Source organism: Azospirillum lipoferum (assembly GCF_024170005.1).
Classification (GTDB): domain Bacteria; phylum Pseudomonadota; class Alphaproteobacteria; order Azospirillales; family Azospirillaceae; genus Azospirillum; species Azospirillum lipoferum.
On sequence record NZ_JALJXJ010000005.1, the window covers coordinates 405,592 to 418,555 of the forward strand.

Consider the following 12,964-nt stretch of genomic DNA (forward strand, 5'->3'; position numbering starts at 1 on the left):
GTCGCCCGTCGTGACGCTGGGCATCCTCTGCTCCGGCCAGGGCGGGCAGGGGCCGGGCATGCTGGACATGCTGCGGCGGGAACCGGTGGCGCAAGCCGTGCTGGACCGGGCCGCCACGGTGATGGGCCACGATCCGCGCGCGCTGGTGGCCGGGCCGGAGGCGGAAATGCAGCGCAACGCCCTCGCCCAGCCTTTGCTCTGTGCGGTCCAGGCGGCGACCTGGGCGGCCCTGCGTCCCCATCTGCCACCGCTGCGGGCGGTGGCCGGCTACAGCCTTGGAGAGCTGTCGGCCTATCATGTCGCCGGTGCGCTCGATGCCGATGAGTTGTTGCGGCTGGCCGTCCGACGCGCCAAGGCGATGGACCACGCCGACCCCCAGCCGGGCGGTCTGCTTGCCGTGCGTGGGCTCGACCGGCCGAAGCTGGAGGCGGTCTGCCGTGACTGCGGTGCGGACATCGCCATTGAGAACGGCGCCGACCGGTTCGTGATCGGTGCCCGGAGGACGACGCTGACAGCCGTGGAGCGGACGGTCGTCGCGCTGGGCGGCACGGTGACGCCGCTGCCGGTGACCGTCGCCTCTCACACCCGCCTGATGACGCCTGCGGCAGTGGAGTTCGGCCCGATCCTGGTGGCGAGCGGCCTGCAAGCTCCGCCGCTGCCGGTGCTGGCCGGCATCGACGGCACCCCGGTCTACACCCGCGAACGGGCGGTCACGGCGCTGACCCGCCAGATGACGGACACAGTCGCCTGGGCCGCCTGCCTGGACGGGCTGATCGAGATGGGTTGCACCGTCCTGCTGGAAACCGGCCCCGGCAACGCGCTGGCGCGGATGGCCGCCGAGCGGCACCCCGATCTGGCCGTCCGCTCCATCGCTGATTTCCGCAGCCTGTCCGGCGCCGGCGCCTGGGTGGAGCGGCAACTGGGGTGATTATGCTGTAGGTCGCAGGAGAATCCCCTCTCCCCAGGGGGGAGAGGGGGATTTTCGCAGGTTGGAAGATGTCACCTGCGCCCACCCGGCTTCGGCCCCAGCACGCAGGCGACGGCGGCCAGGATCAGCACCAGCGCCGCCGCCAGCCGCGGCGTCACCGGGTCGCCCAGCAGCAGCACCGCACCGCCCACCCCGACGACCGGGATCAGCAGGGTGCTGACCGCTGCCTCTCCCACCGTCAGGCGGCGGACGGTGACGTACCACAGCGCCTGCGCCACGCAGATCGAACAGACGATGTGCCAGGCGAAGCCCACCCAGACTGCCGGGTGAAGTTCGGCCAGGGCGGGGCGGGCCTCGGTCGCCGCCAGCCCGATCATCGGCAGGGCGCAGAGCACATACTGCCAGCCGGTGATGACCATCGGATGGGTGCGCCACACCCGCCGCTTCATCACGATGGTGCCGAGCGCCCAGGCCACCGCCGACACCAGCATCACAGCCGGCCCGGCCAGGGCGGACGGCGGCGCCGTCAGCGCCTCCGGCCCCAGCAGGATCAGCAGCCCGGACAGGCCGCAGGCCAGTCCGACGATCTGGCGCGGCCCCGGACGCTCGCCCAGCAGCGGAATCGCCAGCAGGGTCGCCCACACCGGCATGGTGAAGGCGACGATCGCCGCCTGGGAGGTCGCCATCAGGCTTTGCCCCAGCGCCGTGCACAGGTTGAAGACCAGCACGTTGCACAGCCCCGCCGCCACCAGTGCCGGCCATTCCCCCCGCTCCACCCGCAGCCGGTGCCCGGCCAGCCGCGCCGCCCCCAGCAGCAGCACCGCCCCGGCGGTGAAGCCGATGGCGCGCAGGCTGAAGATCGGCACCTGCGTCAGGATCGTCTTCACCGCCGGCCAGTTCAGGCCCCAGAACAGGCTGATGGCAGCGATCAGCAGGTATTTGACCGGATCGCGGCCGGTGCCGCTGGCGGCGATGGCGGTCATGCCGCTGTCTTGCCTTCAAATCCGTCGAGAAAGCTCGACAGGTTGGCGGACAGGTCGTCGATGGCGTATCCGCCTTCCTGCACCAGCACCGTCGGCAGGCCGGCGGCGGCGATCAGCGCGCCCATGCGGGCAAAGCCCGGCGTGGTGACGCCGAAGGCGGCCAGTGGGTCGTTGATGAAGGTGTCGAAGCCCAGCGAGACGAACAGCATCTCCGGCGCGAAGCGCCGGATCGCGTCCAGGCCCTTGCCGATGGTCGTCAGGACCGTCGCCTCGTCGCTGCCGATCGGCAGCGGCAGGTTCAGGGTGTAGCCCTCGCCGCGGCCGATACCGCGCTCCTGCGCATAGCCGGCCATGTGGGGATAGAACTCCGCCGGGTCGCCGTGGACCGAGACGAAGAACACGTCGTCGCGCTCGTAGAAGATGTCCTGGGTGCCGTTGCCGTGATGGACGTCCACGTCGATGATCGCCACCCGCGCCTGCCGGCCCTGGGCGCGCAGCAGCGGCAGCACCGATTCCGCGGCGACGGCGACATGGTTGAGGTAACAGAAGCCGCCGGCCATGTCGCGGGTGGCATGGTGCCCCGGCGGCCGGCACAGCGCATAGGCCGCGCTGTCGGCCCCGGTGGCGACCAGCTTCGCCGCATGGATGGCGGCGTTGGTCGCAGCACAGGTGGCGGCCCAGGTGCCCTCGCCGATCGGGCAGGCGGTGTCGAACATGTGCCAGCCGGCCTGACCGACGATGCCGGTGGGGTAGTTGGGGGCGGCCTGCATGCGGTGGACGTTGGGCAGCACCACATCGCCCATGTCGCCTGCCGCCACCCAGCGCGCGTGCGCCGTCTCCAGGAAGGCGAGATAGGCGGGGGTGTGCACGGCGGCGCGCGGGGCGGAGCCGTAATCGTCGGGCAGGATGAGACTCTCCCCGCGCTTCTCGATCAGCGAGGCCAGCGCGCCGACCCGCTCCGGCTTCTCCGGCAGGGCGCGCAGCAGGCCCTTGTTGAAATAGGTGGCGGGACGGTGCAGGGCGGCGTCGGGATGATGGACGAACTTCATGGCGGACTCTCCGGGGGAGCTTATGCGTTCAGGGCCTGCCGGCCGTGGCAACCAGCGTTTCGAACAGCACGGCGGCGCCGCGGGCACCATCGGCGGGGGCGATGTTCTCGACCTCGTTGTGGCTGATGCCGTCCTCGCAGGGGATGAAGATCATCGCCGTCGGCACCTTGCCCGCCACATAGACCGCGTCATGGCCGGCGCCCGACACGATGTCGCGATGGCTGAAGCCGAAGCCGCTGGCCGCCTCGCGCACCCGGTCGACCAGCGGCCTGGCGAAGGGTGTCGGCGGGAAATGCCAGAAATCGGCGATCTCCGCGCCCACCCCATGCTGTTCGGCGATCGCCGCGACGGCGGCACGGAAGCGGCGGTCCATGTCGGCCAGCGTGTCGGCATCCGGATGGCGCAAATCGACGGTGAAGAAGACCCGGCCGGGGATGACGTTGCGCGAATGGGGATGGACATCGAGGATGCCGACGGTGGCGCAAGCATCGCCCGCCGTCTCCAGCCCGACGCGCTGCACCGCCTGCACCATGGCGGAGGCGGCGACCAGCGCGTCGCGGCGCAGCCGCATCGGCGTCGGGCCGGCATGGGCCTCGACCCCGGTCACCGTCACCTCGTACCAGCGCTGGCCCTGCGCACCGGTGACGATTCCGATCTCCTTGCCCTCGACCTCCAGCACCGGCCCCTGTTCGATGTGGGCCTCCAGATAGGCGTGCATCGGGTGGTCGACCGGAGCCTCGCCGGCATAGCCGGTGCGGACCAGTTCGTCGCCGAGGCGCGCACCGTCCTGCGCCACCTTGTCGAGGATTTCCTCCAGCGTGAAGACGCCGGTGACGACGCCCGATCCCATCATCGGCGGCGAGAAGCGGGAGCCTTCCTCGTTGGTCCACACCGCGACCTCGATCGGGTGCAGGGTCTCCACCCCGCGGTCGTTCAGCGAGCGCACCACCTCCAGCGCCGCCAGCACGCCGAACACGCCGTCGAAGCGCCCGCCGGTCGGCTGGGTGTCGAGATGGCTGCCCATCACCACTGGAGGCAGGCTGTCGTCGCGGCCCCTGCGGCGGGCGAAGATGTTGCCGATACGGTCGACGGTCACGGTGCAGCCGGCGGCCTCGCACCAGGAGACGAACAGGTCGCGGCCGGCCTTGTCCTCGTCCGACAGGGCAAGGCGGCAGCTGCCGCCCTTCGCGGTTGCGCCGATCTTCGCCATCTCGGCGAGGCTGTCCCACAGGCGTGGGCCGTCGATGGGCAGATTGGAGGGGAGGGACATGGAAACTCCACGCAAAAGCTTTTTTCGTTGATGGCAGGGGTAACGGGGCGCGGTCAGGCCGCCTCCCGCCGCTCCCGCGCCCGCAGATCGACCATCGCCAGCACGGCGCGCAGCATCGGCACAGCTACACCGGTTCGTTCGGCCAGCTCGATCACCGATCCCAGGATGGCGTCCAGTTCCAGCCGGCGGCCGGCCTCATAGTCCTGCAACATGGACGTCTTGAAGTCGCCGACGCCGGCGGCCATGGCGATGCGCTCGTCGACGCTGGTGGTGAAGACCACGCCCAGCCTTTCCGCCACAGCCTTGGCCTCCAGCATCATGGCGCGGCCGGTCTCGCGCGTGCCGGGGTCGTTGCACAGCCGGCCGAGCGTCGATCCGGTCAGCACGCTCAAGGGATTGAAGGCGAGGTTGCCCCACAGCTTCACCCAGATCGCCTGCCGGATGTCGGCGGTCTTCGCCGGCTGGAAGCCCGCCTGCCCGAACAGCGTGACGATGCGGTCGACCGCCGGGTTGTCGCGATCTCCCGCATCGCCGAAAACGAAGCGCTGGTCGCTGACATGGCGGATGCGGCAGGGGCCATCGCCCTCCACGGCGACGAAGCTGGTCGCCCCCACCAACCGGTCCGGATCGATGGTGCGCCACAGCAGCCCGTCGGGGTCGACGCTGGCGAGCGGCCGGTCGGCCAGCGGTTCCGGCTGGCGGTGCGGATACCACCACGGGATGCCGTTGATCATCGGCACGATGGCAGTCTCCGGCCCCAGCAGCGGGGCCAGCGTGTCGATGGTGCCGCGCAGCGCATGGGCCTTGACGCAGAGGAACACCAGATCCTGCGGCCCCAGCGACAGGCTGTCGTCGGTAACGCGGGGGGTGAGCCGGGCGACGCGGTTCAGCGGCGTCACCATGGTCAGGCCGTTGCGGCGGATGGCCGATGCCGCGTTCGGCCGGGCGACCAGCGTCACCTCGGCCTCCGTGGCACTCAGCCGGGCGGCCAGCAGACCGCCGACCGCGCCGGCCCCGATGATGGCGACCTTCATTCAGTGCGCTCCTGCCGGAACTTTTTGCAGGTCGTCCGGGATGTGCCAGGACTTCCCCGGAATGGCGTCGAGCAGGCTGCGGGTGTAGGCGTCGCGCGGATGGGTGAAGACTTCGCGCGCGGTGCCCATCTCGACGATCCGGCCGCGGCGCATCACCGCAATGGTGTCGCAGACCTGGGCCGCCACCCGCAGATCGTGGGTGATGAACAGCATGGCGAGGTTCAGCCGCCTGCGGATGTCGTCCAGCAGTTCCAGCACCTGCCCCTGCACCGAGACGTCGAGCGCCGAGACCGGCTCGTCCGCCACCAGCAGCTTCGGCTCCATGGCGAGCGCCCGGGCGATGCCGATGCGCTGGCGCTGGCCTCCGGAGAATTCGTGCGGGAAACGGTCGGCGGCCGAACCGTCGAGCCCGACCATCGCCAGCAACTCCCGCGCGCGGACCAGCGCCCTGTTGCGGTCCTCGCCGAAGGCGACCGGCCCTTGGGCCACGATGTCGCCGACGCGGTGGCGTGGGTTCAGCGAGGCGTAGGGATCCTGGAACACCATCTGCACCGCCCGGCGGTAAGGGCGGAAGCCCTTGCGGTCGAGCGCCAGCAGGTCGGTGCCTTCGAACAGGATGCGCCCCGAGTCCGGCTTGATCAGCCCGACGATGGAGCGGCCGAGCGTTGATTTGCCCGACCCGGACTCGCCGACCAGCCCGACCGTTTCGCCGGGATGGATGGTCAGCGACAGGTCGTCGCCGGCCACCACCTGCTTGGACTTCTTGAACAGGCCGCCGCCGACATGGAACACCTTGCGCACCTTGTCGGCGACCAGCAGCGGGGCACCGGCCTTGGCATGGTCGTCGCGGTGCTCGATGTAGTGCGGGACCGAGGCGATCAACTGCCGGGTGTAGGGATGCTGCGGCCGGTTCAGCACGTCGGACGCCGCACCATATTCCACCAGCTTGCCATGGCGCATCACCGCCACCCGGTGGGCGATCTCCGCCACCACGCCGAAGTCGTGGGTGATGAACATCATGCCCATGTGGCGCTCGGCCTGGATCGAGCGGATCAGGTCGAGGATCTGCTTCTGGGTGGTGACGTCCAGGGCCGTGGTCGGCTCGTCGGCGATCAGGATGTCGGGCTGGCAGGCCAGCGCCATGGCGATCATCACACGCTGGCGCTGACCGCCCGACAGGCGGAAGGGATAGGCCTCGGCCAGTTCGGCCGGGTTGGGCAGCCCGACCTGGGCCAGCAGCTCCACCACGCGGGCGCGGCGGGCGGGGGCGGGCAGGTCGGTGTGTTCGCGCAGGGATTCTCCGATCTGGCGGCCGACCCGCATCAGCGGGTTCAGCGCGGTCATCGGCTCCTGGAACACCATGGCAATGCGGCCGCCGCGCAAGCTCCGCTGCTCCGCCTCCGGCATGGCCAGCACGTCCTTGCCCTTGAACAGCAGGCTGCCGCCGGCGACCCGGACATGGGGGGCAGGCAGCAGGCCCATCATGGCATGCGCGGTCATCGACTTGCCGGAGCCGGACTCGCCGACCACGCAGAGGATCTCGTCGGGGTTCAGGGTGAAGGTCAGGTTGTCCACCGCCAGCGGGCGGTCGGCGCCCGGCGGCAACGCGATGCTGAGGCCCCGCACATCCAAAAGAGGCACGTCGAGTAGGGGCGTGGTCATGGCGGCGGTCTCCACGGGTGTGCGCATAACGTCGAACCGGTTCATCGCGTCACCCCCGCGACCGGGCGAGCTTCGGGTTCAGGGCGTCGTTCAGCCCCTCGCCGACGAGGTTCAGCGCCAGCACGGTCAGCACGATGGCGAGACCGGGGAAGACGCTCATCCACCAGGCCTGCCGGATCACCGTGCGGGCGGCGCCGATCATGTAGCCCCAGCTCATGGCGTTGGGATCGCCGAGGCCGAGGAAGCTCAGCGAGCTTTCCAGCAGGATGGCGGTCGCCACCATCAGCGAGGCCGACACGATGATCGGCGACAGGCTGTTCGGCAGGATCTGGCGCAGGATGATGGTGCTGTTGCTCTGGCCGGTGGTGATGGCGGCCTGGACGAACTCGCGGGTGCGCAGGCTGAGGAACTCGGCGCGGGCGAGGCGGGCCAGCGGCGGCCAGCTGACGATGGCGATTGCGGCGACGATGGTGGTCAGGCTGGGGGTGAAGATGGCGACCAGCACCACGGCCAGCACGAAGTTGGGAATGGTCTGGAACAGTTCGGTGAAGCGCATGATGGCGTCGTCCACCTTGCCGCCATGGAAACCGGCCAGCGCCCCGAGCGTGACGCCGATGGCGAGTGCCGCGGCGGTGGAGGTCAGGCCGATCAGCAGCGACACCCGCGCCCCGTGGGCGATGCCCGACGCGATGTCGCGGCCCAGCATGTCGGATCCCAGCAGGGCGTCTTCGGACAGCGGAGGCTGGAAGGGCGCGGTTGCCATCTCCCACGGGTCGCCGGGGAAGAAGACGGAGGCGAACACGGCCAGCACGACGATGGCGACCAGGATCACCAGCCCCAGGACCGCACCCTTGTTGCGGACGAAGGCCCGCCAGAAATCGGATTTGATCATTGCGACACCTGGATACGCGGATCGACGAGGCCGTAGAGGATGTCGGTCAGGATGTTGAAGAGGATCACCATGATCGACGTGACCAGGAAGATGCCCAGCAGCACCTGATAGTCGCGCTGCAGCACCGCCTCGAAGGCCAGCCGGCCGATGCCGGGCCAGGCGAACACCGTCTCGATCAGGATGGAGCCGCCGACCAGCTGTCCGGCCTGGATGCCCGCCACGGTGATGACCGGCAGGATGGCGTTGCGCAGGACATGGCGGGTGACGATGCGGCTCTGGGTCAGGCCCTTGGCCTTGGCCGTCTTGACGAAGTCGAGGCCGCGCACCTCCAGCATCGAGGCACGGGTCAGGCGGGCGTAGCTCGCCATGTAGAACAGCGCCAGCGTGATGACCGGCAGGATCAGGTGGACCGCCACGTCCGCCACATGCGCCAGCCCGGTGTAGCCGGCGCCGATGGTCTCGTATCCGAAGGCCGGCAGCCAGCCGAGCTGGATGGAGAACAGCAGGCTCAGCATCAGTCCGATCCAGTAGATCGGCGTGGCATAGGCCAGCAGCGCGAGGACGGTGATGGCGCTGTCGGCCCAGGTGCCGACGGCGACCGCCGCCAGCGTGCCCAGCGCCACGCCGGCGGCGAGCGCCAGCAGGAAGGCGGTCAGCGTCAGCACCAGCGTCGCCGGCAGCCGTTCCGCCAGGATGTCCCAGACCGGCCGCTGCTGGCGGTAGGAGAAGCCGAGATCGCCCTGCACGATTTTGCCGACATAGGTGCCGAGCTGTTCGTAGAGCGGCCGGTCGAGCCCGAACTGCTCGCGCAGCTGCGCCACGAACTTCTCGTCGGCGGCCCCCGCCTCGCCCGCCATCACCATGGCCGGATCGCCGGGGGCGGCATGGACGAGGAAGAAGTTCATCACCACGATGGCGATCAGGATCGCGGCGGCCTTGACCAGGCGGCTCGCGAAGAGTTGGGCGAATCCCAGCATGGGCGTGGTCCTATTTCAATTGCCGCGCTCTGGCCTCTCACCCGCTCACATAATTCCCCCTCTCCCCCCCGGGGAGAGGGTCGGGGTGAGGGGGGTGCATAGCGTGGATTCTCGGGGAGGGGCCGCCGCGCGTCCCCCTCACCCTACCCTCTCCCCGGGGGGGAGAGGGGAAGTGAGCAGGGTCTCGTTACTTCGCCAGCCAGACGCTCTCATAGGTGTCGTTGACACCGATGGCCGTCGTGTTGGCGTTCTTCACGCGCTTGTCGAGGAAGGTCGGGAATTCCATCTCCAGCAGCCACACCACCGGCAGGTCGTCGGACAGGATGCGCTGGACCTCGCTGTACTGCTCCTGGCGCTTGGCCGGGTCGTTCTCGCGCGAGGCCTGGTCGAACAGCTCGTCCACCTTCGGGTTGGAATAGCCCATGGTGTTGGTGAACAGCACGCCCTTGCGGATGTTGGACGAGATGTAGGTGCGCGCCACGCCCAGCGCCGGGTCGCCGTACTGGTAGAGGAAGTTGGTGGTGATCTCGTAGTCCCAGTTGGCGACGCGCTGCGCCCAGCCGGCGGCGTCGGTGCTTTCCAGAACCACGGCGACGCCGACCTTGCCCAGCGCCTGCTTCAGATACTCGCCCAGCCGGGTCCAGGTCTCGCCATAGGGCATCGGCATCAGCTTGACGGTGGCGCGCACGCCCTTGGCGTCGGGCTTCAGACCCATCTCGTCCAGCAGGGCCTTGGCCTTATCCGGGCTCGGCTCGTAGGTCGTGACCTTGGGATCGTAGAACTTCACCACCGAGTTGACCGGGCCGGTCGGCACGCGGCCGAGGCCGAACCAGATCTTGTCGCGGATGAACTTGCGGTCGATGGCGTAGGCGATCGCCTTGCGGAAGCGCTTGTCGTCCAGCGGCTTGACCCGGTGGTTGATCTCCAGCCACGCCATCGGCGCCACGAACTCGTAGCCCTCGGTGGTCAGGGTCACGTTGGGCAGCGTCTTCATGCGCGGAACCTCGAAGGGCTCCAGGTCGCTGTACTGGGTCTGCTGCACCTGCCCGCTTTCCAGCGCCAGCGACCGGCTGGCGGCATCCGGGATCACGCGGAAAGTGATGCCGTCGAGATAGGGCAGGTCCTTCTTGTAATAGTCCTCGTTGCGGACGAGCTGGATGTGGCTGCCCTTGACCCATTCCTTCAGCTTGAACGGGCCGGTGCCGATCGGCGTGGTGTTGGCCGGGTTGGCGCGGTAGTCGCTGCCCTCGTAGATATGGGCCGGGACGATCGGGGCCGACGATACCTCGAAGGCCTGGATGAAGGCCGGGAACGGCTCCTTCAGCTTGAATTCGACGGTGTGGTCGTCCAGCGCCTTGATCGATTCGCAACGGCTGAACACGGCGCGGGCGCGCGGGTGGACCTCCATCAGGAACTTGGAGGTGGAGAACACCACGTCGGCGGCGCTGAACGGCTTGCCGTCATGCCACTTGACGTTCTGGTACAGCTTGAAGGTGTAGGTCAGGCCATCCGGCGACACCGTCCAGCTTTCGGCGAGCGACGGCATCGGGGTGAGCTTGCGGTCGTAGGTCAGCAGCCCCTGATAGATCTTGCCGGCGACGGTCTGGGTCGGTCCCTGCTGGTTCAGGCCCAGCATCAGGGTCGGCGGTTCCGGCTGGACGATGGAGTTGAGGACACCGCCGCGGACCGGCGTCTCCTGGGCCATGGCGGGAGCGGCGACCAGCGCCGCGGTGCCGGGAATGGCGAGTGCCGCGGCCAGCAGGCCGGCGGCGGCTGCGCGGTGGAACCCGCGGGTGAATCCGCGTTGGAGGCTGGCGGGGATACCGGAAAGGCGTCGTGTCATGCGGGTGTCCTCGTCTCCAGATGGTGTCGTTGTGGTTTGCGACCCTGTCGTCTTCGTTCTTCTTTTGAAAAAGGCGGGCGGATCAGCGCGGCCCCGTCGGGCCGGTGGTGCTGTCGAGCCAGCGCAGCAGCGAATCCCATTCCAGGACGCCGGCGCGCGGATAGGCGCGTTCATATTGCTGGGCGGTGTGCTCGCACACCTCGGGCGGGGGGTAGACCAGCGGCCGGCCGCCGGCCATCGCCATGATCTGCTGCTTGCAGGCCTGCTCCAGGTAATACATCAGCACGGCTGCCTCGGCGACGTCCTGGCCGACGGTCAGCAGGCCGTGGTTGCGCAGGATCATGCTGTGGTGGTTGCCCAGATCGGCCACCAGCCGTTCCCGCTCCGCCAGATCGAGCGCGATGCCCTCGTAGGTATGGTAGGCGATGCGGTTGTACCAGCGCAGCGAATGCTGGGTGATCGGCAGCAGCCCGTCGGCCTGGGCGCTGACCGCCATGCCGGCGTCGGTGTGCAGGTGAATGACGGCGCCGACATCCGGACGGGCGTGGTGCACGGCGCTGTGGATGGTGAAGCCGGCCGGGTTGATCTCGTCGCCGTCGCGGCGGTCCACCAAATTGCCGTCGATGTCGACCTTCACGAGGTTGTCGGGTGTCACCTCGTGGAACATCAGGCCGTAGGGGTTGATCAGGAAATGGTCGGGCGTGTCGGGAATCCGCGCCGACATGTGCGTGTAGATCAGGTCGGTCATGCCCAACCGGTCGAACAGTTTGTAGGCGGCGGCCAGATCGGTGCGGGCCTTCCACTCCACGTCGGAATAGGTGCCGCTGGCATGCGGGGAGTGGGCGGCATTGGCTTTAAGAGTGGCGGCGGTCATCGGGCGGGTCTCGTCAGGCTAAGGGGTCAGATGGGTTCCAGGCCGCACCAGCCGGCGATGAACAGCGCCAGCACGCGGGTCACGTCACGCAGGCTGTCCAGCGACACCGATTCGTCGATGCCGTGGATACGCGTCGCCTCCGGGCCGTAGCAGGTGGCGGGCGTGTCGCCATAGAGCTGGAAGAAGCGGGCGTCGGTGGTGCAGGTCAGCGCCACCAGTTCCGCGTCGCCGCCGCGCACGGCGCGGTGGCTGTCGGCCAGCATAGTGACCAGCGGGTGGGCCGGGTCGATCTCGCAACCGGCGGCCTGGAAGCCGTTCCAGTGCAACTCGATCCCGACGCCGGACAGGGCCGGGTCGGTGGAGCGCGCCTGCTCCACCGCCCGGGTCACCTCGGCGCGGACCGCCTCCGGCTCCTGCCCGGGGAAGAAGCCGAGCCGGAGGTCGAGCGCGCAACGCGTCGGGACTGACGACGGCCACTCTCCGCCCTCGATCCGGCCGAGATTGACGTTGACGGGATGGGCATGGCCGCAGAAGGCGGGATGGCGGCAGGACGGCTCGTTCCACCGCACCTCCAGCGCCTTCAGATGCGCCGCCAGCGCATAGGCCGCCTCGATGGCGTTGACCCCGGCGGAGGTGTCCAGAACATGGGCCGGCGTGCCGGTCAGCACCAGCCGCAGCCACATCACGCCGACCTGGGCGACGGAGATGGAATGGTTGAACGGCTCCGGGATCACCGCCGCGTCGGCGCGGTAGCCGCGATGCAGGCAGGCGAGCGCGCCGTTGCCGGTGCACTCCTCCTCGATCACCGACTGGAGATAGACCGGGGCGGCCGGCTGGTAGCCCAGGCTGCGCAACGCTGAGAAAGCGGCGGTGTAGGCGGCGATGCCGGCCTTCATGTCGCCGGCCCCGCGGCCGTAGAGGCGCCCGCCCTCGATCCGCGGTTCGAAGGGCGGGGTGGTCCACAGCTCGGCCGGGCCGGTCGGCACCACGTCGATGTGGCCGTTCAGGATCAGCGAGCGGCCCTTCGCCTCGCGCGGCCTGTGGACGCCGACGACATTCTCGCGCCCGGCATAGGCCCCGGGCAGCACCGGCGGCGAAAAGCCCGGCATCCGGGAGATCGCCTGCTCGTCGATGTCGAAGCGGTCGACCTCCAACCCCAGCGCGGCGAAGCGGTCGGCCATCAGCGCCTGTGCCCCGGCCTCCTCCCCCAGCAGCGACCGCTGGCGGACGAGGTCGGAGAGATGAGCGACGCAGTCGCTCTGCACCTCGTCGGCGGCAACCAGGATCGCCGCGCGCAGTCCCGCATCCGGCAATGCCGGATCGAGACGGTCGGCCGTATCGCGTGTCATTCAGACTCCTCTGCCCGAATCCTCTTCGCCGCTGCGATATGATTGCGCGGGCGGGTGGAAAAAGACGAAGCGTTTGCGTTACGGCCTATCCCAAATGGATATG

Annotated in this window: 11 protein-coding genes; 1 reads left to right on the forward strand and 10 read right to left on the reverse strand. The window is 69.1% G+C overall.

Translation table 11 applies throughout. The features are described 5' to 3' along the window. Positions 1-10 precede the first annotated feature (10 nt). Positions 11-928 carry an ACP S-malonyltransferase gene (locus J2848_RS14240; RefSeq protein WP_149231627.1) on the forward strand — a complete coding sequence of 306 codons (918 nt, stop codon included), beginning with the start codon at positions 11-13 and terminating at the stop codon, positions 926-928. Between the two features lie 71 nt (positions 929-999). Here the strand turns inward: J2848_RS14240 and J2848_RS14245 are convergent, their stop codons facing one another. The 10 genes from J2848_RS14245 to J2848_RS14290 form a co-directional block, all read right to left on the reverse strand. Beyond that, positions 1,000-1,911, reverse strand: a complete 912-nt coding sequence (locus J2848_RS14245; protein WP_149231628.1) for a DMT family transporter — start codon at positions 1,909-1,911, stop codon at positions 1,000-1,002. Continuing rightward, positions 1,908-2,960 (reverse strand): histone deacetylase family protein, encoded by a 1,053-nt coding sequence (locus J2848_RS14250; RefSeq protein ID WP_149231629.1) that lies wholly within the window; start codon positions 2,958-2,960, stop codon positions 1,908-1,910. The genes J2848_RS14245 and J2848_RS14250 overlap by 4 nt, the downstream gene beginning before the upstream one ends. A gap of 28 nt (positions 2,961-2,988) precedes the next feature. Further along, positions 2,989-4,230 (reverse strand): Zn-dependent hydrolase, encoded by a 1,242-nt coding sequence (locus J2848_RS14255; RefSeq protein WP_149231630.1) that lies wholly within the window; start codon positions 4,228-4,230, stop codon positions 2,989-2,991. A 53-nt stretch (positions 4,231-4,283) separates the two neighbouring features. Further along, on the reverse strand, positions 4,284-5,264 hold the full coding sequence (locus tag J2848_RS14260) for a ketopantoate reductase family protein (protein ID WP_149231631.1): 981 nt from the start codon (positions 5,262-5,264) through the stop codon (positions 4,284-4,286). Continuing rightward, complete coding sequence (locus J2848_RS14265) at positions 5,265-6,926, reverse strand: ABC transporter ATP-binding protein (protein WP_170307043.1); 1,662 nt, start codon at positions 6,924-6,926, stop codon at positions 5,265-5,267. A 49-nt stretch (positions 6,927-6,975) separates the two neighbouring features. Beyond that, complete coding sequence (locus J2848_RS14270) at positions 6,976-7,818, reverse strand: ABC transporter permease (RefSeq protein WP_149231633.1); 843 nt, start codon at positions 7,816-7,818, stop codon at positions 6,976-6,978. Continuing rightward, entirely contained in the window at positions 7,815-8,795 is a 981-nt protein-coding gene (locus J2848_RS14275; RefSeq protein WP_149231634.1) for an ABC transporter permease, read from the reverse strand. Before J2848_RS14275 ends, J2848_RS14270 begins: the two co-directional genes overlap by 4 nt. 187 nt (positions 8,796-8,982) lie before the next feature. Then, positions 8,983-10,638, reverse strand: coding sequence for an ABC transporter substrate-binding protein (locus J2848_RS14280; RefSeq protein ID WP_149231635.1), 1,656 nt, complete (start codon positions 10,636-10,638; stop codon positions 8,983-8,985). A gap of 82 nt (positions 10,639-10,720) precedes the next feature. After that, the gene (locus J2848_RS14285) at positions 10,721-11,512 is read right to left on the reverse strand and encodes a class II aldolase/adducin family protein (protein WP_149231636.1); all 792 of its coding nucleotides are present in this window, start codon (positions 11,510-11,512) and stop codon (positions 10,721-10,723) included. Positions 11,513-11,538: 26 nt separating this feature from the next. After that, a complete protein-coding gene (locus J2848_RS14290) occupies positions 11,539-12,861 on the reverse strand; it encodes a M20 family metallopeptidase (protein WP_149231637.1) in 1,323 nt (440 codons plus the stop codon). Positions 12,862-12,964: the final 103 nt, after the last annotated feature.

Excerpts from the sequence above, each read along its gene's own strand:
- J2848_RS14285 (WP_149231636.1), bottom strand. The coding sequence starts at position 11,512 with ATGACCGCCGCCACTCTTAAAGCCAATGCCGCCCACTCCCCGCATGCC.
- J2848_RS14290 (WP_149231637.1), bottom strand. The coding sequence starts at position 12,861 with ATGACACGCGATACGGCCGACCGTCTCGATCCGGCATTGCCGGATGCG.
- J2848_RS14250 (WP_149231629.1), bottom strand. The coding sequence starts at position 2,960 with ATGAAGTTCGTCCATCATCCCGACGCCGCCCTGCACCGTCCCGCCACC.
- J2848_RS14280 (WP_149231635.1), bottom strand. The coding sequence starts at position 10,638 with ATGACACGACGCCTTTCCGGTATCCCCGCCAGCCTCCAACGCGGATTC.
- J2848_RS14270 (WP_149231633.1), bottom strand. The coding sequence starts at position 7,818 with ATGATCAAATCCGATTTCTGGCGGGCCTTCGTCCGCAACAAGGGTGCG.
- J2848_RS14260 (WP_149231631.1), bottom strand. The coding sequence starts at position 5,264 with ATGAAGGTCGCCATCATCGGGGCCGGCGCGGTCGGCGGTCTGCTGGCC.
- J2848_RS14275 (WP_149231634.1), bottom strand. The coding sequence starts at position 8,795 with ATGCTGGGATTCGCCCAACTCTTCGCGAGCCGCCTGGTCAAGGCCGCC.
- J2848_RS14245 (WP_149231628.1), bottom strand. The coding sequence starts at position 1,911 with ATGACCGCCATCGCCGCCAGCGGCACCGGCCGCGATCCGGTCAAATAC.
- J2848_RS14255 (WP_149231630.1), bottom strand. The coding sequence starts at position 4,230 with ATGTCCCTCCCCTCCAATCTGCCCATCGACGGCCCACGCCTGTGGGAC.
- J2848_RS14265 (WP_170307043.1), bottom strand. The coding sequence starts at position 6,926 with ATGACCACGCCCCTACTCGACGTGCCTCTTTTGGATGTGCGGGGCCTC.